Origin of the sequence: Bradyrhizobium sp. Mp27 (assembly GCF_029953005.1) — a bacterium.
GTDB lineage: Bacteria > Pseudomonadota > Alphaproteobacteria > Rhizobiales > Xanthobacteraceae > Bradyrhizobium > Bradyrhizobium barranii.
The window spans coordinates 39,074-58,949 of sequence record NZ_JASAUS010000016.1; the positions used below are offsets into that span (position 1 = coordinate 39,074).

Here is a 19,876-nt window from a genome sequence, read left to right on the forward strand (position 1 = left end):
GTCGCTTGTACCCCGCCCCCCTCACCGATCCACCGGCAGGCCCGGCCCGAGATGATACCGGCTTGAGAAGAACACCAGTGGCGTGGTGTCGCGATAGTCGCAGCTCGAGACTTCGGCGATGATCAGCGTGTGGTCGCTGACATCGACGTGGCGTGTGACCTCGCAGGCGAACCAGGCCATGCAGCCGGAGAGACGCGGCAGGCCGTCGACGATGTCGTAGTCGGGAGCAGCGCCGGTGTTCGGCTGGCTCGCGAAGTGCCGCGACAGGTCCCGGCCATGTTCGGGCAGGACGTTGACGCAGTAACGTCCGGTCGCCGAGATCGCCCGGTGCATGCGTCCCGGCATGACCGACACCAGCACGGTCGGCGGGGACAGGCTGACGGTGACAAAGCTGTTCGCGGTCATGCCGCAGACGCGGCCGTGCTCGTCCAGCGCGGTCAGCACCGCGACGCCGGTCGTGAAGCGCGATGCGGCTTCGCGGAACGAGGCCGGATTGGCGCGCGGCATGTCAGTCCCCACTCGCATCGGTCCTCACGCAATCGCCCTGACCGGCTCAGGCGGCGCCGACATGCGCTCGATCCAGGCCTGGATGCGCTGCGGCGTGCAGATGCGATCCCACTGCCGGTCCGGGTAGTTGAAATTCTCGGTGAACTCGTTGGCCAGCGCCGGGTTCTGGCTCATCGCGCCGATCAGCATGCCCAGCGCTTCCGTCGGCGGCTGCAGCATCACATTGGTCCAGCGCGAGGCCGCCAGCACGCGGTCCTGTCGTTTCAGCTCGATCTTCTCGCACAGGCGCACGTCGAGCGCATCGGCGTTGACGATCTCCTCGCCGAGCACGAAAGCCGCATAGGAGGCGATATTGGCGCCCTGGCCCATCATGGGATCGACGATCGCATGGACGTCACCGAGCGCGATCGCGCATTTGCCGTCGTCGAACTCGACCACAGTGTTGCGCACCGTCGGGACCACGCCGCCTTGCAGCAGATCCTGCGGCTGCGCGAGATCGAACCGCGCGGTGTCGATGCGGTCGTAGGTCGTCGGGTGATGCTTCTCGAGCTTGCCCAGCAGCACCTTCAAGAAGTGCTTCGGGTTGTCGTCGTAGCTGAGCGTGGCCAGTTCCTCCATGTCGCCGCCGGGCACGTTCTCCATCAGCAGCGCGTTGGCGACACCGCCGAACGTAATCGTCGGGATCACGATCATCTCGCCATGGCCTGGAGACACCGAGAGCGTGACGTTCATGGGATCGGGCTGCCGCACGCCGGTGTAAAGCCCGACGCACAGCCGCCGTTGCGGCTGCGAATAGGGCGTGTGCTCCGGCCGGTAAGTGAAGAGCTGGCCCAGCGGGCCCTTCCCGGTCGAGACGACCAGGAGATCGAAGCGGGCGACCAGCGGACGAATGTCGCGCTCTTCGATGCGGCGGTATTCGATCTTGCCGCCGCGGCTGACAAAATCCTGCATCAGGGCAGGAAGATAGATCCGGTAGTCGACGGCGCGGCTCGGCTTCGAGAAATCACCGCGAAAACTCAGCGGCTGCGGAAAATTGAAGACGTGGTCGTGGTAGTAATAATGGTCCTTCGGATCGCTCCAGTGATTGACGCCGAGATAGTCCTCGCGCGCGATCGTCACGTGGTGATGCGCGACGGTGTTGAGCAGGCGGATGTTCTTGTATTCCTCGGGCGGTCGATCCGTGATGATCGTCGCGTCCACGCCGTGCTTCTGCAGGTAAAGCGCGAGATGCAGGCCGGCGATGCCGGCACCGACAATTCCGATATGGCGTGCCAATTTCGTCTCCTCCCCTGTGATTGCTTGTTTTGAGGGAGCCTAGCGATCCGCCGTGTTGCGCACTACGGAATAAATGGGATATAATTTATTCCAGATCGGAATGAATTATGGACCGGATCGATTGCCTGCGCGCTTTCGTTCGCGCCCTGGAGGGCGGCAGCTTCTCGGCTGCGGCCAAGGAGCTCGGGATCGGCCAGCCCGCGATCAGCAAGCGCATCGCGATGCTTGAAAGCGAATTCGGCACGCAGCTGTTTTCGCGCACGACGCGCACACTGAAGCCGACGGCCGAGGCGCACCGGATCTACGATCTCGCGCGGCAGATCCTCGACAGCTTCGACATGGCGCGGTCGAGTGTCGAACAGGCCGCATCCCGCCCGACCGGCACGCTCCGGATCGGCGTGCCGTCGTCGTTCGGACGGCGCTACATGATGCCCGTTATCGCCGAGTACGTTCGGAATTATCCGGAGGTGCGGGTCGACATCCGCTTCAGCGAGCGGTTCGTCAATCTGGTGGAAGAAGGCATCGAGCTGGCGCTGCGCATTGGAAACCTGGAGGCGAGCACGCTGGTCGCCCGCCGGCTCGGGACCGTGCAGCGCCATCTGGTTGCAACACCCACCTATCTGCACGGCCGCCCGCTGCCGCGGACGCCAGACGATCTCAGCTCGCACCAGTGCATCGTCTATTCACGGATGTCGCCGGCGCACCAATGGGCCTTCGAATCCGAGCATGGCCGTCACGTCGCATCGATCAACGGACCCATTCACGTCGACGACGCCGATGCGATGCAGGAGGCGACGATGCAGCATCTCGGCATCGCGATCCTGCCTGAATGGAATGCCGCGGAGGGCCTTCGCAGCGGCGAGCTCGAACATGTGCTTCCGGACTACACCATCGCCGCGTTGCCCCTGCACGCGGTCTATCCGGAGACGCAGTGGATGTCGCTGCGCGCGCGAAGTTTTCTGGATCTCCTGGTCGACCGCGCCGAGCATTTCGCGCCAGCCCCGTCGCATACCCGCACCGCCGGCGCAGGCGGTTGACGCCGCCCCCGCCATCATTAAATGACGCCCATGAAAAAGATCGGATTTCTGTCCTTCGGACACTGGACGCCCTCGCCGCAATCGCAGACCCGCTCGGCGGCGGACACGCTGCTGCAATCCATCGAGCTGGCCGTCGCGGCGGAACAGCTCGGCGCGGATGGCGCCTATTTCCGCGTGCATCACTTCGCGCGCCAACTGGCCTCGCCCTTCCCGCTGCTCGCCGCCGTCGGCGCGAGAACCAGCACAATCGAGATCGGCACGGCCGTGATCGACATGCGCTACGAAAACCCGCTTTACATGATCGAGGATGCGGGTAGCGCCGATCTCATCGCCGGCGGGAGGCTCCAGCTCGGCATCAGCCGCGGCTCGCCGGAGCAGGTGATCGACGGCTGGCGCTACTTTGGTTATCGCCCGGCCGACGGCCAGAGCGATGCCGACATGGGCCGGCGCCATGCGGAGGTCTTTCTGGACCTGTTGCGCGGCGAAGGTTTTGCCGAGCCCAATCCGCAGCCGATGTTTCCCAATCCGCCGGGACTGCTGCGCCTCGAACCACATGCGGCAGGCCTGCGCGAACGGATCTGGTGGGGCGCCGGCTCGAACGCGACCGCGGTGTGGGCGGCGAAGCTCGGCATGAATCTGCAGAGCTCGACGCTGAAGAACGACGAGACCGGCGAAGCTTTTCATGTGCAGCAGGCGGCGCAAATCCGTAGCTATCGCGCCGCGTGGAAGGAAGCCGGCCACACCCGTGAGCCCCGCGTGTCCGTCAGCCGCAGCATCTTCGCGCTGATGAACGATCGCGACCGCGCCTATTTCGGCGGGGAGCGCGGAGGCGAAGACCAGATCGGCTTCATCGACCCGCAAACGCGCGCGATCTTCGGCCGGAGTTATGCGGCCGAGCCGGAGGCGTTGATCGAGCAGCTACGGCAGGACGAGGCGATCGCCGAGGCTGATACGCTGCTGCTGACGATTCCGAACCAGCTCGGCGTCGACTATTGCGCCCATGCGATCGAGGCGATCTTGAAGCACGTCGCGCCGGCGCTCGGCTGGCGGTGAGACCGTCGACCGGTTCACTGCGACCGGTTCACTGCGAAAGTCAGGCGGCCTCTTGCTGACCCCTGATCTTCTCAAGCCAAGCTGTCAAACGCGGATGCTTCGTATATCGGCCCTCCAGGCCCGCCAGCTCCTGCTGAAAGACCGGGAGCGAGAGCAGCCGTTCGATATCGGGCTCCCTGATCTTCCAGATCGCCGGCGGAAAGAAGCCATGCACCTTGAGCTCGTAGAGCTCGAAGATCGCGTGAATGATCTCGTGTACCGCCCGGCGCTCTTCCGGTGTGATCTCAATGTCGCCGGCAGCCCCTCGCTCGAGGAATGCCGCGACCGGAAGGCGGCGTCGCAGGTCGGAGACCCGGTCGGAATATCGAAGGAAGATGTCCGCGCCCAGACGCCGATTGTTGGTGTGTAGCGCTACGTAGATCGCCGTCATGCCGACGATGATCGTCCCGAGCGTCATGAATCTGAGAATATGATCGAGCACGCGTCTGCCTCCTTGCGCAGGGCACCGGAGTGACAGAGATAAACCAGACCGTGGGCCGATAAAATGGGGCGGCCGAAGCTCACGGACGCCCCCCGCATCTCACATTTGTCAGATGCGCGGAGGATGAAGTCCCGTGAATTCGTGGTGATGTCAGTCCGCGCCCGGGCCTCACGGCGTCAATGACGGTCCGAATGCAAGGCGGATACCTTCGAGATGCCCGCTTTGGACGGGCTCCTGGGATGAGGACCTGCTTCGGGTCGAAGCGAGATGGCCTCGCGCGATCTCAGAACAAGGCGGCGTTGAGGGCCTGTCCGTAGATCATCGCGGCCACGAGAGAGAGCAGCAAGCCCGCGCCCGAGAAGATCACGAGCACCTTTACGGTTTCGACATCAACGTTGGTTCTCGTCGCGCGGGATATCGCCTTTGCCAGTGCAGCCATCATCGCCAGCTCCGAACCGGGCCGCGCGGAGGCGGGCCCTGGTTCATCTAGCTTCATTGGGCGCGTTTGCGTGTGAAGCAGATTACAGGTGCGCTTGCGCGCGGCGCCTCAGGCATGAGCCGCAGCTTTGCCTGCGGTCGGCATCGTCAAACCGCCCTGCTTAACGCGCTGCCCTCAGGCGCCACCGAACCCGCCGGCGCGCGATTGACGACGAGACCGGTCGGCACGGTGCCATATCGCGACAGCGCAGCGGTAACCCGCCGCATCGCCGCCGAACCGAGCTCGCCGGCGCGCACCACCGGGATGATCAGATCCGCGTGCGCGGCCAGCGCGATGGCGTCGGGCTGAAGTGCGAGATTGCTCGCATGGACGACGATCAGATCGAACTCCGAGCGAATATCGTCCTCGGGCCGCGCATCGGCTTTTCTGCCGGCGCTCAGCAGCTCGTCGATCGACTGCAGCCCTGCCGTGGTGGAGCCGTCCTGCCATTCGGTCACCGGAGGCTGATGACCGGCGAATTCCGGCTGGAGCCGGATCAGTACGCTCATCATGCCCCGATTCACCGCCGCGCGATTGAGCGAGCGCGCAACGGTGTTGCCGCCTGCCCCCTTTCCGACCGACAACACGAGGGCGACCTTGCAGCCGCGCACCGGCGCGCGATCGATCCGCTCGAGAAGCGGACGCAGATATGCGCCGAGATCGAGCTCGGCCGAGGCAGTGATCGGCCTTTGCCACACAGTGTTGGGCACGGCGCCAAGCGCCAGATCGGGAATGCGGGCCCAGACAGGCAGGTTCGGCATCGCCTCGGGTTGGCGCGCGGCCGGAGCCGGACGCTGGACTTGCGCGTCCGCCGCTTCCGCACGCGCAAGAGTTTGAGCAGGAGTTGGAGCGGCAGCCTCGGCAGGCGCGGGCCCGTCGGACATGCTTCCCATCGCCGCAACGGCCGCCGTCGAGGTCAGGATCGAGCCGATCGCGAGCGCCGCGAGCAGCAAGGCGAGGGGCGGACGCGTCGAGCGCATCGGCGGAATCGCGAGCGAGGCGATCTTGGTCTGGGAGCTCTGCAGCTGGCGCTGCTCGCTGGTCGTCTTGAACCGCGACAGGAACTGCTCGTAGATGTTCTTATTGGCATCGGCGTCACGCTGCAGCTCCTGCAGCTTCACCAGCGCCTGGCCGTCGACCAGCATCTGCGTCTCGACCGTCTTGAGCTGCTTTTCCAGCGCGTTCTGCTGCTCCAGCTGAGCCTCATATTCGGACTTCGCCGTGTCGATGTTCTTCTTCCGCTCGACCTCGATCTGCCTGTTGATGTCAGCCAGCTGGCTGTAGGAGATCGCGAGGTCGGGGTGGCGGTCGCCGTACACCGCTTTCTTCTGCGCGATCTGGTCGTTCAGGGTCGAGCGCTGCGCGCGCAGCATGCTCAGCAGGTCCTGCTTCACCGGACCTTCGACATTGGCCTTGAGATCGCGTTGCACCTGCTCGTAACGCGCCCTCGCTTCCTCGGTGCGTGCGCGCGCGGCGGAGACCTGCTGGTTGAGGTCGGTCACCCGCAATTGCTGGGTCGTGGAATCCTTGCCGGCATTGAGGATCTTGTGCTCGAACCTGAAGGCGGCAACGGCATCTTCCGATACGCGCAGGCGCTCGTTCAATGCCTTCAGCCGGTCCTTGAGCCAGTCGGCCGCCTCGTCCGTCGCCTCGGTGCGGACACGGCCCTGGCTCGCGACGAACGCCTCGGCGATGGCATTGGCGTAATGCGCGGAGCGTTCCGCACTGTTCGAGGTGAATGAAATCGCAATGACGTAGGTCAGTCCGCGGCGCGAGATATCGAGACGGTTGCGGAATTTTTCGAGCAGGCGCGTCATGTCGGTATAACCGCCCGCGATGTCCTGGTCGTCGGCGATCTTGAGCTGCTCGATCAGGGGCCGGAGAAAGCCGTCCGATTTCGCGATCTCGATCTGGCTCTGAAGCGCCGCGGCATCCTGGCCGATGCCCGGCAGCACGTCCTGCTCCGAGGTCACGCGCAGCTCGCGGGGATCGAGGACGACCAGGGCCGTCGCGGCATACCGGACCGGCAAGACCATCAGGACAATGACGCCCAGGGCGAACAGCGCCAGCGCCAGCGTCAGGATGCGCCGGCCATTCTCGCGCAGGAAGGAGAGCGCACCGGTGACGGTCAGCGATCCCTTGATCTGCGCAGGAGCAGCGCCGTCAGGCTTCGCCGTCGCAGCCCGCGGCGCTTCCCACGAAGCCGCAGGCTCCGTCGGGGCGATGCTTCGCGGAGATGCGCTTCGACCGAACGCCATGGGATTGGACTCGAAATCAACTGACAGCCCCGGTTCAGAGGCTTGCTACACCGTAAATATCCATGGTTAACCGGCGGTTACGGCTGGCGCGTCGTGGTCAATGAACAATCTGTTAACGCGCGTGCCGATGCGCCGCGCGGCATCGGCGCCTTCGGTTGAACCGGGCTGGCGCGACCACCACGACGTCGATCAACGCTCCGCTGCGGCAGTTCGAGGGCGATCATTTCGTCGTCGGCATTGCATTCCTCTCGACGACATTCGAGGTGTCGACGCCGCCTCACCGGGAAGCGGGAACCTGGAAAATGGTGGTCGATGGCGTGGAGCTGACCCGCACTCACTAGAGCCCGCTGCAGCGCAATCGGAACGGAGTTCCGGCGCGCCATTCAGAATAAAACCACGAGCTCATACAGATTTGAAATTACTCGTGATTTTTCTCGCCTCAGTGATTCGGCGTCGACCTCGGGCTCGCCCGCCGCCGTCGGGAATCTCGGCACGCCTCACAACAGCGTGCGCCTTTCGCACCGGGATCGTAGTATTGCCGTCGGGAGTCGCCGACGCACGAGACCGGGAATCTTGCGTATCCACTCGATCGCGGCGCTCGACGGGATGCACTCCAGAATTAGGCTGAGGATCGCGGCTGCGGTCGGACGGCGCGGCAAATGGAGGACATGATGGCGTGGCGTGACGACAAGGCCCGGGCAACCCTGATCCGCGACGCAGCAGGCAGCGTGCCGCCGGGCAAGAGCCCGCGGGCCTTTGCCGAGCCCTTGTTCGGCTACAGCAATATCGAGGATCTCGACAATTACGACGCCGCCTCGCTCGCCGTCCTGGCGGAACAAGCCTGGGAGCATGTGCAGCGGCGCACGTCGGGCAGCGCCGATATCCGCGTGGTCAATCCGACGTTGCCGAACGGGCGCGAGATTTCCGTGCTCGAGATTCTCAACGACAACATGCCTTTCCTGTACGACTCCACGATGGCGGAGCTCGCCGAGCAGGGCATTGAGGTCACCCTCGTCGCCCACCCGATCATCGCCGTGGAGCGCGATGCCGATGGCAAGCTGCTGCGGTTCTACGGCGAAGCCCTGCCGGAGGGCGCAAGAGGCGCGCGCGAAAGCCTGATTCACCTCCACATCACCCGCCTCGACGCCGACGCCGATCGCCAGAAGCTGATCGACGGACTCACCAGGGCGCTGAACAACGTCCGCGCCTGCGTCACCGACTGGCGCGCCATGCGTGACCGCGTCGAGGAAGCGATCAAGACGTTCGCTTCCAATCCGCCGCCGCTGCCGATCGACGAGGTCGCCGAAGCCAATCAGTTCCTGCAATGGCTCTGCGCGGACAATTTCACCTTCCTCGGCGTGCGCGAATATCGCTTCTCGCCCGACAGCGATGCGTCGGACGACATCACCACCGGCGAAGGCCTCGGCATCCTACGCGATCCCGACGTGAAGGTGCTGCGCCGCGGCACCGAAATGGTGGTGATGACGTCGGAAATCCGCGAGTTCATGCACGAGCCGACCCTGCTGATCGTCATCAAGGCCAATGTCTCGAGCCTCGTCCATCGGCGCATCCGGATGGATTATGTGGGCATCAAGCTCTATGCACCCGACGGCCGGCTCGAGGGCGAATTGCGCGTCGTCGGCCTGTTCACCTCCGGCGCCTATACCCGCTCGGTGCGGCAGATCCCTTATGTGCGCCACAAGGTTTCGCGGGTGCTGCAGCGCGCCGGCTTCGACCCGAACGGCCATTCGGGCAAGGCGCTCATGCATATCCTCGAAGATTATCCGCGTGACGAGCTGTTCCAGATCGACGTCGACACGCTCTACAATTTCGTCATCGAGGTCCTGATCCTCTACGAGCGCCCGCGCGTCCGGGCGCTGGCGCGGGTCGACAAGTTCGATCGCTTCGTCTCCATCCTCACCTTCATTCCGCGCGACAAATACGACACCGACGTCCGCACGCGCGTCGGAGCCTTCCTGTCGCAGGTCTACAAGGGGACCCTGTCGGCGTCCTACGTATCGTTCCCTGAGGGCGCGCTTGCGCGCGTCCACTTCATCATCGGGCGCTATGAAGGCAAAACGCCCGTCGTCGAGCGCGCCGCGCTCGAAGCCGGCATCAGCGCGATTGCCGCGACCTGGACCGACAAGCTGAAGGCCGCGCTCACGGCGTCGACCGACGGCATGCGGGCGCGCATGATCGCCAATCGTTATGCCCAGGCCTTTAGCGGCGGCTATACCGAGGTCTTCACGGCGGAGCAGGCCATCGCCGACATCGCCACCATCGAAAGGCTGACGCCGGCCCGCCCGGTGACGATTTCGGTGCACCGCGACAAGGGCGAGGACGATCCCAGGCGCTTCGGCCTCAAGGTGTTCTCCGACGCCGCACCGCTATCGCTGTCCTATCGCGTGCCGGTGATCGAAAATCACGGCCTGCGCGTGGTCGACGAACGCACCTATCAGATCGTACCCGGCAACAGGCCGGAGCCGGTCTGGCTGCACGAGATGACGATCGAGACCAGCGACTGCCAGCCGATCGAGATCAACCCGGAATTCAGCCATCGCCTCGAAGCCTCGATCATGGCGGTGGTCACGGATCGCGCCGAATCCGATGGATACAACGCCCTGATCCTGCGCACCGCGCTGGGCTGGCGCGAGGTCTCGACGATCCGGGCGCTGTCGCGCTATCTGCACCAGATCCGCGCTCCGTTCACCCAGGATTACATGTGGGAGACCTTGCGCAAGAACGCCGCGATCACGGCCACCCTGGTCGCACTGTTCCAGACCCGCCTCGATCCGCGCCTCGTGCTTACCGATCGCGAGCGTTCGGCGCGCGAGACGGCACTCCTTGCCGAGATCGAGGAGCAGCTCAAATCCGTCGCCTCGCTCGATGAAGACCGCATCCTGCGCCGCTTCACCAATCTGGTGCAGTCAACCATCCGCACCAATCTGTGGCAGATCGGCGACGATGGACATCCGCGTCCGGTGATCTCCTTCAAGTTCGACGCGCGGCGGATCGACGATTTGCCGGCACCGCGGCCTCTCTACGAGATCTTCGTCTCCTCGCCGCGGGTCGAAGGCATTCACCTGCGCTTCGGCAAGGTCGCGCGCGGGGGCTTGCGCTGGTCCGACCGGCCGCAGGATTTCCGCACCGAGATCCTGGGTCTCGTGAAGGCGCAGCAGGTCAAGAACGCCGTGATCGTGCCGGTCGGCGCCAAGGGCGGTTTCGTGCCCAAGCGCCTGCCGCCGCCCTCCAATCGCGACGCTTGGCTGGCGGAAGGCACCGAGGCCTATCGCATCTTCGTGCGTTCGCTGCTCGAGCTCACCGACAATCTCGACGGCGACGCCGTCGTGCCGCCCGATTCCACCGTGCGCCATGACGGCGACGACCCCTACCTCGTGGTCGCCGCCGACAAGGGCACCGCCACCTTCTCCGATGTCGCCAACGCGATCTCGGCCGAGGAGAACCATTGGCTCGGCGACGCCTTCGCCTCCGGCGGCAGCCAGGGCTACGACCACAAGAAGATGGGGATCACGGCGCGCGGCGCCTGGGAGGCGGTCAAGCGCCACTTCCGCGAGCTCGGCACCGACATTCAGACCATGCCGTTCACGGCCGCCGGCGTCGGCGACATGTCCGGCGACGTCTTCGGCAACGGCATGCTGCTCTCGCCGGCGACAAGGCTCGTGGCCGCGTTCGATCACCGCGACATCTTCATCGATCCTTCGCCCGATCCGTCGGCCAGCTTCGCCGAGCGCAAGCGTCTGTTCGACCTGCCGCGCTCGAGCTGGCAGGACTACAACAAATCGCTGATCTCGCAGGGCGGCGGCGTGTTCTCGCGCACGCTCAAGGCGATCCCGCTCGCACCGGAAGTACGCAGCCTGCTCGATCTCGACAAGGAGCAGGCCACGCCGTTCGAGGTGATGATGGCGATCCTGAAAGCGCGCACGGACCTGCTGTGGTTTGGCGGCATCGGCACCTATATCCGCGCGTCGGCAGAGAGCGACGACCAGGCCGGCGACCGCGCCAACGATCCGATCCGCATCGCGGGCACCGACGTTCGCGCCCGGGTGATCGGCGAAGGCGCCAATCTCGGCGTCACCCAGCGCGGCCGCATCGAAGCGGCACAAAAGGGCGTCAAGCTCAACACCGACGCCATCGACAATTCGGCCGGCGTCAACACCTCCGACGTCGAGGTCAATATCAAGGTCGCACTGGCGCGCCCCGAGCGCGAGGGCCGCCTCAGCTTCGCCGACCGCAACAGCCTGCTGGCCGCAATGACCGACGAGGTCGGCACGCTGGTGCTACGCAACAACTATCTGCAGACGCTGGCGCTCTCGCTCGCCGAGCGCAAGGGCGTGGCCGAGACCGGCTTCCTCACCCGCCTGATGCAGTCGCTCGAGCAGCGCGGCCTGCTCAGCCGCGCCGTGGAGTTCCTGCCCGACGACGCCGCGCTCACCGAGCGGACGCGGCGCGGCCAGGCTCTGACACGGCCCGAGCTTGCCGTGGTGCTCGCCTACGCCAAGCTGACGCTCTACGAGGACCTGCTCCTCACCAACGTGCCTGACGATCCTTATCTCGCCCGCAGACTGTCGCTGTATTTTCCGCGCGAGGTCCCCGATAAGTTCCCGGCCGCGGTCGAGCTCCATCGCCTGCGACGCGAGATCATCGCGACCAGTCTCGTCAATGCCGTGATCAACCGCGGCGGCCCGGCGTGTGTCGTCCGCCTGACCGACGAGACCGACGCCGATATCCCCACCATCGTCATGGCGCAGGTGGCGGTGGACGCAATCTACGAGCTCAGGCGGCTCAATGACGCGATCGACGCGCTCGACAGCCGCATCGACGGGCAGGTGCAGCTCGGCCTCTACGCGACGGTCCAGGACCTCCTGATTTCCCGCATGGTCTGGTACGTGCGCAATGTCGATTTCAAGGACGGCCTCGAGGCGGTGATCGGACGTTTTGGCCCGGGTATCCGCGAGATCGCGGCCTCCCTCGACACCACACTGCCGCCGGACCTGCAGGCCGCGCGCGGCAAGCGGCGCCAGGAACTCACCGATGCCGGCGTCCCGGCCGGCCTCGCCGGCGAGCTCGCCGATCTCGACGCGCTGATTGCGGCACCCGATATCGTGACGATCGCCGAGCGCACCTCGCGCGCCATCGGCGATGCTGCCGCAACCTTCTTCGCTGCGGAAGCCAATTTCCGTCTCGACCGCATCATCGCGGCCGCGCGCAGCGTGCCGGCAAATGATTATTTCGAACGCATGGCGGTCGATCGCGCCGTCGAGCAGATCGCCGGCGCCGAACGAAGACTGGCCGCGGATATGCTGGCAACGGGCCAGTCCGGCCAGCAGGCCGTCGAGACCTGGCTCGCGGCTCACCCCGAAGCGGCGCGCATCCGCCGCTCGGTCGAGGAGATTGCGGCCAGCGGCCTGACGCTTGCCAAGCTGACGGTGGCGGCGAACCTGCTGGGGGATCTGGTCAAAGTCTGAGCGCGTGCGAGGCAGCGATGTGAAACTGAGCCGGCGAACGGAGGAACCCCATGATCCACGCCACTTGCCACACCGCCGATAATGTCCGCTGCATCGAGTTCGATGCCACACCGTGGTTCAGCGAGGCTGACGCTCCGAGCATTGTCGATCTGGCCCGACGAGGCTGGACCAGCACGGCGATTGCAGAGTCCCTCGAGCACCGACGAGGATACGAGGGCTTGCACGACCTCGTTGAATATGCGGCGAAGCGACTGCAATCGGAGTCCCTGGAGGACCCGACCTGGGACACCTTCGCGTGCGTCGTCGATGGACCCGAGGCCGTCGCCTGGCTAAGGGAGAACCGGCCCAACGTTGTGGCAAGGATCCCGTAAGACACAGGAAGCGCAGCAAAGGCCACAATCGATCGGCGGCAAACGAAGCGGAAAGGCGCGCCCGGAACGATCCGAACCCCCGACCCGATTGCGGCGTTCGAGCGCGAGGCCTATGTTGGCATCCGGCAATCATGCGGCCGCCCATCGTGCGGCGGGGCAGCCTCACGGTGGATGGCTCGCATATCCATCCGAAAGGCTGCGCCATGACCATTGCCCCCACGCTCCACCGATACCTGGCTGCCGAGAACATCCAGTATGTCGAGATCCCGCACGTTTTCACCATGTCCTCCGCGCGCACGGCGCAGGCCTGCCACGTCTCGGGCGATCGTTTCGCCAAGGCCGTCGTGCTGCGCCATGACGGCGGCTATATGCTCGCGATCGTTCCGGCATCGCACCGTCTCAACTTGCCGGACTTGAAGGAGAAGCTCGGCGCGGATCTCGTGATGGCGAACGAAACCGAGATCAACAGGCTGTTCGCGGACTGCGCGCATGGAGCCGTTCCGGCGGTAGGCCGATGCTACGGGCTCGATCTCATCGTCGATGACAGCATCCGGGCGCAGCCTGAGATCTATATCGAAGCCGGCGACCATGAGACGCTGCTTCACCTGACGCATGCGCAGTTCGAGCGGCTGACGGCCAATGCGCCGCATGGACGCTTCAGCACGCACGGTTGACGCAGCATGGCGGCGGGATGATTTCCCCTGCGCCTTCGTCGCGGCGCGCGTGCGGTCGCGCCCGGTTCGTAGTATAATCGCGTCACGGGGGCTGCGTTCGCCACGGAGGTCCTCCATGAAGGTCAAGGACGTGATGCACAAGGGTGTCGATTGGGTCAGCCCGGACACCCCAATCACCGAGATCGCGAAGTTGATGCAAGGGCACGACATCGGCTGCATTCCGATCGGCGATGACGACCATCTGATCGGGATGGTGACCGATCGCGACATCGTCTGCAAAGGCCTCGCGAGCAAGAACTTCAACGCCGCGCGCATGACGGCGCGGGACGTGATGACCGAAGGCATCCATTGCTGCCGGGAAGACGACGATCTGGCGAAAGCCGTGCATCATATGGAGACGCTGAAAATCCGCAGGCTGCCCGTGATCAACAAGAGCAAGCGGATGGTCGGCATGATCAGCCTGGGCGATGTCAGCCAATTCGCCACCGTTGATCTGTTGACCCAATGCGTCAAGGGCGTGTCGGCCCATCATTGATGGCGACCGCCACCCGGCGCCCGGAACTTCGTCGCATCGCTGGCAGGACCCCGCTGCCGGCGAACGCGCACGCGCGGAAGTGCTGCGGGTAATCCGCCGCTCGATCGACGGCACGAGCGCGTAAGCGCGCTCACCTGCGCAGCTAATTCTTCAATTCGTTCTGCAGCTCATTCTTGGCGTTCCGCGTCTTGCTCGCTCCCCTGAGCGGGGGCTTCGGCGGCGGAGTCGGATTCGCCCAGCCTGCCATCTGCAGGCAGGTGAGCAGATCGACATAGCTTTCTATTCCCCCTGCCGCAGCCTCGCCTTCGCAACTATCGCGCGCGGGGCCCGGAACGGTCAGCCAGGTCGAGCTCAGCTGTTGCTGCGCAATTGTCTCGTCACGCACGCACTCGCCGGCGTCTTGCGCCAGGGTGAGCCCTGAGGCCTTGTCGTCGGCGAAAACGTCCCGGCAAAGGGCTTCCACATTGAAGATGGGCACGCGGTCTGAAATCGGAATCGTGGGCTGGCCAAGAAGCGACAGGACAAAGAGCGCTGCTTTCATAAAATCCTCCCTTGAATCGGGTTGGACGGGAAAGCTCGGGGAAGGTTAGGCTTGGTTTGTTTCCGGCCGGCTTCACCCGGCGTGCAAAGGGTTTCGTCCTTGCCCGATTGTGATCTTCGCGATGGACGCCGACGTAGGGGTGCCGAGCCTACCCGGCAGATATTCGCGAAGCTTACCCGGGTCTTCGCACGTAGAGCGAGATAAACCGGTCGATCATCGGGTTGATCTGCTCCGGCACCTCCAGCGACAGGAAATGCCCGGAGCCGACGGCCTTGGCCGTGACCAGCTGCGGGCACAGCTCCGCAAAACGATCCAGATCCGCGAGCCGATGGGCCGCTTCGATGTAGAGCACCGGGACCCGGCACGTCTGGGCGCATTCACGCGCCCGATGCACATCCCAGGGAAACAGACTTGTAAACGTGGACACCAGCACGTGCTGTGGCGTCGCCAGAAAGGTCTGTTCAACATGGGCGCGGCATCTGTCGGTCGGCAGACAGGAGTCCGCTACGATTTTCCGGACCTCGTCCGCAAAATTCGCGCCCCTTAGGCCCTCCAGATACCCGGCGAACACCGTCCCTGCCGAGGCAGGGAAGAGCACCCCTGAGTCGAGCAGCACCAGGCCTGCAGGAAAGTCCGGATAGCGGGCGGCGATTTCGAGGGCCATGTTGCCACCCATGCTTTGACCCACGATCACCGGCTTTGTGATCTGCTGTCGGTTGCACAGAAAGACGAGATCATCGGCGAAGCCTTCGATCGAATACGCCTGTTGCGGCTTGTCGCTCTCACCATGTCCCCGCAGCTCGGCATTCAACGCCCGACCTTGACGCGCGAAATACTCCATCTGCGGCGCAAAATGCGTGCGATCCCCGCCGAGGCCATGGACGAACAGGAATTGATGCGGTCCCGCGCCGGCAATGTCGAAGGACAGCTGGATGCCGTCATGCGCGAGCTTCATGGGTCATCTCCATATTCACCGACATGTCCAGGCGTCTCTGGCGAGACCTTAATCTAAACGGGCCATCACGGCCGGTGAAGATGGGCACGACTGGTTCGCCGTGGTGCCATGACGCTGCGGCCGACCAAGCGCACCGGCCGCACATTCGGCGATGCCACGCGATTTTTCGCTCCGCCGAGGCCGGCCGGAAAGGCCGTCACCAGCTCCAGGCTTACGCGGTGACGAACAGTGAGCAGCGGTGCGACGATCTCGCCCGGCGCAGAAATGGGAGGTTTTAGGGTGCTCAGTCTTGCAGCGAAATGGCGCGCCACGGCCGATGACGATGGGCAATACTGCATCGCCGTGGCGCTATGATGGAGCATCCAATTCGGCGCCGCTGGCGCCAAAGCCTGCCTAGCCCGGCCGATCATCGCCGGCTGGACGCGATCTTCATTCCTTTAACGCCAGGGCGCTGCAATACCCATAGGATTCTGTCCCGTTCCAACCCATTCTCACTCCCGCCTGGGTGCAGGCTGCGTAGGTTTTGTAGTTGTATACGTTTCTGCAAATTGTCGAGCCAGCAGAGGCGGAGCATCCGACCCAGGGTTTGTTGCCTGGCTGGAAGCTTGATACGGTGCTGCGGGCAACCGCGTGCTGCTTCGGCTTATGTGGCCTGGCGGCTTGCTCCGGCGCTTCGACCACGACGTTATGAAGCGAGGAGGTGGCGCGGCCCGAGGGGGTTGCGGCTTGCGACATGGCCGTGCCGCTGAGGCCGTACAGCAGCAGTGTCATCGATGAGACAGCGACGGCCCGACTTGCAGCGAAGAGTGGCGAAAACCTCATAGCTAAGCCCTCCTAAATGCAGGGACAGCCAATTCCATCCCTGAACGTAAAATATCACGTTGCGATGCAAGTTGGGCTGCTGCCAATCTAAAATTGTCAAAGCATCTGTCCCTCGTCAGCCTCGTGGTCGCGGACTATGACGCGGCGATCGCCTTCTTCACCGGCGCCCTGGATTTCGAGCTCTGGGAGGACACGCCGCTCGGCGGCGGAAAGCGTTGGGTAGTCGTGCGCCCACCGGGCGGTGGCGGCTCCGGTCTGCTATTGGCGCGGGGCTGACAGTCCGACCCTAGTGGCGCGCATTGGTGACCAGACCGGGGGGCGGCTCTTCCTGTTCCTGGAGGCGGATGATTTCGATCGCGATCATGCGCGCATGATCGCGGCCGGCGTACGGTTCGTTGAGGAGCCGCGGCATGAGGCCTATGGCGTCGTCGCGGTTTTCGAGGATCTCTGTGGCAACCGTTGGGACCTGATCCAGCGCAAGTCGAAGCACGCCTGCGAAACCAGTCCTTAGCCGACGCCGCCGCGCCAAGAGGCGGTTTGCCCCAGCGCGTCCTGACGTGCTCTGGCGTAGAATGGCGCGCCCGGAACGATTCGAACGTCCGACCCTCAGATTCGTAGTCTGATGCTCTATCCAGCTGAGCTACGGGCGCGTTTTTCGCGAACAGTGCGGGCTGGGCCCACAGGCAGCCTCCGGACAGCGCCGGAGGGGTGCGAAAGAGCGCTCTGACTAACCGCTCTTGCCTCGATTGGCAAGGTCTGGATTGGGGAGATTTTGCAGGGAGATGAGGGTTTCGGTGTGATTCCGGGATGGCCCAAAGGGCCAGGCCCGGAATCCATAACCCCGGCTGGTGGTTATGGATTCTCAGGTCCGCAATAGCGCACCATAGCTCGCGACTTCGGCGCGCCCCGGAATGACGGATTGATGAGTGATCGAGACCCGGAATGACGAAAGAGGGTCGGCCTCTGGCCGACTACGCCCTCTGCCGCTCGTTGCGGATGGAGAGGAGTTCCACGGGGCGGTCGGGGATGACAATCCGGAAGGTGGCGCCGATGGTGCCCTCGACCAGATGGATCTCGCCGCCATGGGCGCGGACCAGTTCGGCGGCAATGGCCAAGCCAAGCCCGCTGCCGCCGGGGCGGCCGGAGGTCTGGAACGCCTCGAACAGATGGTCCCGGGTCTTCTGGGGGACGCCGGGGCCGGTGTCGGAGACCTCCAGGATGGCGACGGCGCCTTCGCGCTTTCCCGTGATCCGGATCTGCTGCGCACCGCCGTCGCCCGACGAATGGCTTTCCAGCGCCTGGGCGGCGTTGCGGACGAGGTTGAGCAGCACGCGGAAGAGCTGGTCGGGATCGGCATCGACCGCAAGCCCGCGCTCGATCGCGGCGACCCAGGCGATCGAGGCGTCGCTGGCGAGGCCCGCGGTTTCGCGCACCTCCAGCACCACGGGCTCGATCATGATCATGCGGCGGTCGGGCGCCGCTTCCTGGGCGCGGCCGTAGGACAGCGTCGACTGGCAGAAGGCGATGGCGCGCTCGAGCGAGCGCACCAGCTTCGGCGCAAAGCGCTGCACCCGCGGATCGGGCACGCTGGCGAGCTGGTCGGACAGGAGCTGGGCCGACGCGAGCAGATTGCGCAGATCGTGGTTGATCTTGGAGACCGCGAGGCCGAGGGCTGCGAGCCGGCTCTTCTGGTGCAGCATCGACATCAGATCGCGCTGCATGTCCGACAATTCGCGCTCGGCGACGCCTATTTCATCGCTGCGCTGGCTCGGCACGATTATCCGCGCCGAGCTTTCGGGGTTTTCGTGGAAGCCGACCAGGCTCGCGGTCAGCCGCCGCATCGGGCGCACGAAGAGATAATGCAGCACGAGATAGACGAGGCCCGCGGTCAGCACCGCGATGATCAGCGCGACCACCACGACGTTGCGGGAGAAGCGATACATCTGCTGCCGCAGCGGCAGCTCATCGGTCACGATCTCGATGAACTGGGCGTTGCCGACGCCAGGCCCGACGATGCGGATGGCCTGGTTGCCGGTCTCCAGCATCATCCGGAACGAGCCGGTGATCGCCTCCCACACCGTCATGTCGCGCAGGTCGATGTCATGCTCGATTGCCGTGGGAAGGTTGTCGCTGGCGAGCAGCCGTCGCTGCTGCCCCATCTTGATGGCGACGGCACGCGCATTGATGCTTTTCAGGATCTCGCGCGACAGCGACTCGGGGACCATGCCGAGCGGGGCGGCGTCGAGCACCAGCGCGGCGGTGTTGGCCGCCGCGACGCGGTCATTGAGCCGGTTGACCCAGAAGTTGGCGATGGCAGGCACGTAGAGCAGGACGGCGGCGATCATCACCAGGGGGACGGTGAGCAGCAGCAGCTTGCCGGATAGCCCAAGCCCGCTGGGCCCACGCGGCCGCATCGCCGGCTGGCCCGGCTGATCCGTATCCTGGACCGGCTGGAGGTCTGTCGCTGCCACGAAGTTCGCCCCTGTTGGCTTTGTAATAGAGCCTGGCTGATGAAGGATGCGACCCGGCCGGGGGCCGGTCAAATTACGGATCGCTAATCTCTCAAGGTGGGATGTAAGCTCAGATATCGCGAGTCGCCACCTCAAGGGGTTAAAAACCCCGCACAAACAGTGATATTCACCGGAACAGCGCGCTCTTGCGACGTTGACGAAAAGAAGACGCTCGCATATAAGCCGCGCAAATTGTCCGCGATGACCCGGTGCGCACGCCGGGAGCGGCTCTCTTGGGGCCGAAAAGGGCCCGTTTTGGGCCGCATCTTCCGGACTTTATCATCAATTCTACAGGCAAATTGCCCGGTCAGCGGAGAAAAACCCGTGAAGCGGACTTATCAACCCAGCAAACTGGTGCGCAAGCGCCGTCACGGCTTCCGTGCCCGTCTCGCCACTGCCGGCGGCCGCAAGGTTCTCGCCGCCCGCCGCGCCCGCGGCCGCAAGCGTCTGAGCGCCTGAGCCGGACCCCCATTTTTGGGATTTCATCATGGATCGGCTGAGGCAGCGAGCGGATTTCCTCGCCGTTGCCAATGGTGCGCGGGCGAATAGTCCCGCGTTCGTCCTGCAAAGCCGCCGCCGCGACGACAGCGGTCCGATCCGGATCGGCTTCACCGTTACCAAAAAGAACGGCAACGCCCCCCAGCGCAATCGCATCCGGCGCCGACTTCGCGAATTGGTGAAGCGGCTCGATCCGGTGTCGGTGCAACCCCATCATGATTATGTACTGGTTGGCCGAAGGGACGCGCTCTCGCGCGACTTCGCCACCATGCTCGACGATCTGCGCATAGCGTTCACGAAGCCTGCGCGGCATACGCACAAGGGACGCGGCCCAAGAACCGACGGCTCAAGGCCCGGCCCCGCTCCTGCGACCAGCCGCAAACCGGATTGATGAC

The 19,876-nt window shown here is 64.6% G+C and carries 17 protein-coding genes, 1 tRNA gene and 1 pseudogene; 10 read left to right on the forward strand and 9 right to left on the reverse strand.

Annotation, left to right across the window (positions count from 1 at the left end):
- Window positions 1-21: 21 nt before the first annotated feature.
- The gene (gene styB, locus QJT78_RS12120; protein ID WP_028148965.1) at window positions 22-507 is read right to left on the reverse strand and encodes a styrene monooxygenase NADH-dependent flavin reductase subunit StyB; all 486 of its coding nucleotides are present in this window, start codon (window positions 505-507) and stop codon (window positions 22-24) included.
- 24 nt (window positions 508-531) lie between these two features.
- Window positions 532-1,782, reverse strand: coding sequence for a styrene monooxygenase subunit StyA (gene styA / locus QJT78_RS12125; protein WP_038943004.1), 1,251 nt, complete (start codon window positions 1,780-1,782; stop codon window positions 532-534).
- Between the two features lie 107 nt (window positions 1,783-1,889).
- Here styA and QJT78_RS12130 point away from each other — a divergent pair, with 107 nt between their 5' ends.
- Both QJT78_RS12130 and QJT78_RS12135 read left to right on the forward strand, forming a co-directional pair.
- Window positions 1,890-2,819: a LysR family transcriptional regulator gene (locus tag QJT78_RS12130; protein ID WP_028148967.1), complete on the forward strand. Its 930-nt coding sequence runs from the start codon at window positions 1,890-1,892 to the stop codon at window positions 2,817-2,819.
- A 30-nt stretch (window positions 2,820-2,849) separates the two neighbouring features.
- The gene (locus QJT78_RS12135; protein ID WP_028148968.1) at window positions 2,850-3,872 is read left to right on the forward strand and encodes an LLM class flavin-dependent oxidoreductase; all 1,023 of its coding nucleotides are present in this window, start codon (window positions 2,850-2,852) and stop codon (window positions 3,870-3,872) included.
- Window positions 3,873-3,912: 40 nt separating this feature from the next.
- Here QJT78_RS12135 and QJT78_RS12140 read toward each other — a convergent pair whose 3' ends face one another.
- From QJT78_RS12140 to QJT78_RS12150, 3 genes are all read right to left on the reverse strand, one after another.
- A complete protein-coding gene (locus QJT78_RS12140; protein WP_038943005.1) occupies window positions 3,913-4,353 on the reverse strand; it encodes a hypothetical protein in 441 nt (146 codons plus the stop codon).
- Between the two features lie 283 nt (window positions 4,354-4,636).
- Window positions 4,637-4,795: a hypothetical protein gene (locus QJT78_RS12145; RefSeq protein WP_166104648.1), complete on the reverse strand. Its 159-nt coding sequence runs from the start codon at window positions 4,793-4,795 to the stop codon at window positions 4,637-4,639.
- A 143-nt stretch (window positions 4,796-4,938) separates the two neighbouring features.
- Window positions 4,939-7,089 carry a GumC family protein gene (locus QJT78_RS12150; protein WP_028148970.1) on the reverse strand — a complete coding sequence of 717 codons (2,151 nt, stop codon included), beginning with the start codon at window positions 7,087-7,089 and terminating at the stop codon, window positions 4,939-4,941.
- A gap of 155 nt (window positions 7,090-7,244) precedes the next feature.
- Here QJT78_RS12150 and QJT78_RS12155 point away from each other — a divergent pair, with 155 nt between their 5' ends.
- The 5 genes from QJT78_RS12155 (at window position 7,245) to QJT78_RS12175 (ending at window position 14,155) form a co-directional block, all read left to right on the forward strand.
- Window positions 7,245-7,430, forward strand: coding sequence for a hypothetical protein (locus QJT78_RS12155; protein ID WP_193375933.1), 186 nt, complete (start codon window positions 7,245-7,247; stop codon window positions 7,428-7,430).
- A 318-nt stretch (window positions 7,431-7,748) separates the two neighbouring features.
- Complete coding sequence (locus tag QJT78_RS12160; protein WP_028148971.1) at window positions 7,749-12,575, forward strand: NAD-glutamate dehydrogenase; 4,827 nt, start codon at window positions 7,749-7,751, stop codon at window positions 12,573-12,575.
- A gap of 50 nt (window positions 12,576-12,625) precedes the next feature.
- The gene (locus QJT78_RS12165) at window positions 12,626-12,946 is read left to right on the forward strand and encodes a hypothetical protein (RefSeq protein ID WP_028148972.1); all 321 of its coding nucleotides are present in this window, start codon (window positions 12,626-12,628) and stop codon (window positions 12,944-12,946) included.
- A 203-nt stretch (window positions 12,947-13,149) separates the two neighbouring features.
- Window positions 13,150-13,620: a YbaK/EbsC family protein gene (locus QJT78_RS12170; RefSeq protein ID WP_028148973.1), complete on the forward strand. Its 471-nt coding sequence runs from the start codon at window positions 13,150-13,152 to the stop codon at window positions 13,618-13,620.
- Window positions 13,621-13,735: 115 nt separating this feature from the next.
- Complete coding sequence (locus tag QJT78_RS12175) at window positions 13,736-14,155, forward strand: CBS domain-containing protein (RefSeq protein WP_028148974.1); 420 nt, start codon at window positions 13,736-13,738, stop codon at window positions 14,153-14,155.
- Window positions 14,156-14,297: 142 nt separating this feature from the next.
- On the opposite strand, the gene QJT78_RS12180 is transcribed toward QJT78_RS12175, so the two are convergent.
- Both QJT78_RS12180 and QJT78_RS12185 read right to left on the reverse strand, forming a co-directional pair.
- A complete protein-coding gene (locus tag QJT78_RS12180) occupies window positions 14,298-14,696 on the reverse strand; it encodes a hypothetical protein (RefSeq protein ID WP_028148975.1) in 399 nt (132 codons plus the stop codon).
- A 172-nt stretch (window positions 14,697-14,868) separates the two neighbouring features.
- Entirely contained in the window at window positions 14,869-15,651 is a 783-nt protein-coding gene (locus QJT78_RS12185) for an alpha/beta hydrolase (protein WP_281460239.1), read from the reverse strand.
- A 915-nt stretch (window positions 15,652-16,566) separates the two neighbouring features.
- Here QJT78_RS12185 and QJT78_RS12190 point away from each other — a divergent pair.
- A pseudogene (locus QJT78_RS12190) lies at window positions 16,567-16,984 on the forward strand (VOC family protein).
- A gap of 62 nt (window positions 16,985-17,046) precedes the next feature.
- Here the strand turns inward: QJT78_RS12190 and QJT78_RS12195 are convergent.
- Both QJT78_RS12195 and QJT78_RS12200 read right to left on the reverse strand, forming a co-directional pair.
- Window positions 17,047-17,123, reverse strand: a tRNA-Arg gene (locus QJT78_RS12195).
- Between the two features lie 321 nt (window positions 17,124-17,444).
- Window positions 17,445-18,944, reverse strand: coding sequence for a HAMP domain-containing sensor histidine kinase (locus QJT78_RS12200; RefSeq protein ID WP_028148977.1), 1,500 nt, complete (start codon window positions 18,942-18,944; stop codon window positions 17,445-17,447).
- Between the two features lie 363 nt (window positions 18,945-19,307).
- Here QJT78_RS12200 and rpmH point away from each other — a divergent pair, with 363 nt between their 5' ends.
- Window positions 19,308-19,442, forward strand: coding sequence for a 50S ribosomal protein L34 (gene rpmH, locus QJT78_RS12205; protein WP_008542748.1), 135 nt, complete (start codon window positions 19,308-19,310; stop codon window positions 19,440-19,442).
- 28 nt (window positions 19,443-19,470) lie between these two features.
- Complete coding sequence (rnpA, locus tag QJT78_RS12210) at window positions 19,471-19,872, forward strand: ribonuclease P protein component (RefSeq protein ID WP_028148979.1); 402 nt, start codon at window positions 19,471-19,473, stop codon at window positions 19,870-19,872.
- The last annotated feature ends 4 nt before the right edge of the window (window positions 19,873-19,876 follow it).

What these genes read in the sequence shown, in the direction of transcription:
- QJT78_RS12185 (WP_281460239.1), bottom strand. Translation starts at nt 15,651, where the DNA reads ATGAAGCTCGCGCATGACGGCATCCAGCTGTCCTTCGACATTGCCGGC.
- QJT78_RS12180 (WP_028148975.1), bottom strand. Translation starts at nt 14,696, where the DNA reads ATGAAAGCAGCGCTCTTTGTCCTGTCGCTTCTTGGCCAGCCCACGATT.
- rnpA (WP_028148979.1), top strand. Translation starts at nt 19,471, where the DNA reads ATGGATCGGCTGAGGCAGCGAGCGGATTTCCTCGCCGTTGCCAATGGT.
- QJT78_RS12130 (WP_028148967.1), top strand. Translation starts at nt 1,890, where the DNA reads ATGGACCGGATCGATTGCCTGCGCGCTTTCGTTCGCGCCCTGGAGGGC.
- QJT78_RS12165 (WP_028148972.1), top strand. Translation starts at nt 12,626, where the DNA reads ATGATCCACGCCACTTGCCACACCGCCGATAATGTCCGCTGCATCGAG.
- QJT78_RS12145 (WP_166104648.1), bottom strand. Translation starts at nt 4,795, where the DNA reads ATGATGGCTGCACTGGCAAAGGCGATATCCCGCGCGACGAGAACCAAC.
- QJT78_RS12135 (WP_028148968.1), top strand. Translation starts at nt 2,850, where the DNA reads ATGAAAAAGATCGGATTTCTGTCCTTCGGACACTGGACGCCCTCGCCG.
- QJT78_RS12175 (WP_028148974.1), top strand. Translation starts at nt 13,736, where the DNA reads ATGAAGGTCAAGGACGTGATGCACAAGGGTGTCGATTGGGTCAGCCCG.
- QJT78_RS12170 (WP_028148973.1), top strand. Translation starts at nt 13,150, where the DNA reads ATGACCATTGCCCCCACGCTCCACCGATACCTGGCTGCCGAGAACATC.
- styB (WP_028148965.1), bottom strand. Translation starts at nt 507, where the DNA reads ATGCCGCGCGCCAATCCGGCCTCGTTCCGCGAAGCCGCATCGCGCTTC.
- QJT78_RS12150 (WP_028148970.1), bottom strand. Translation starts at nt 7,089, where the DNA reads ATGGCGTTCGGTCGAAGCGCATCTCCGCGAAGCATCGCCCCGACGGAG.
- QJT78_RS12160 (WP_028148971.1), top strand. Translation starts at nt 7,749, where the DNA reads ATGGAGGACATGATGGCGTGGCGTGACGACAAGGCCCGGGCAACCCTG.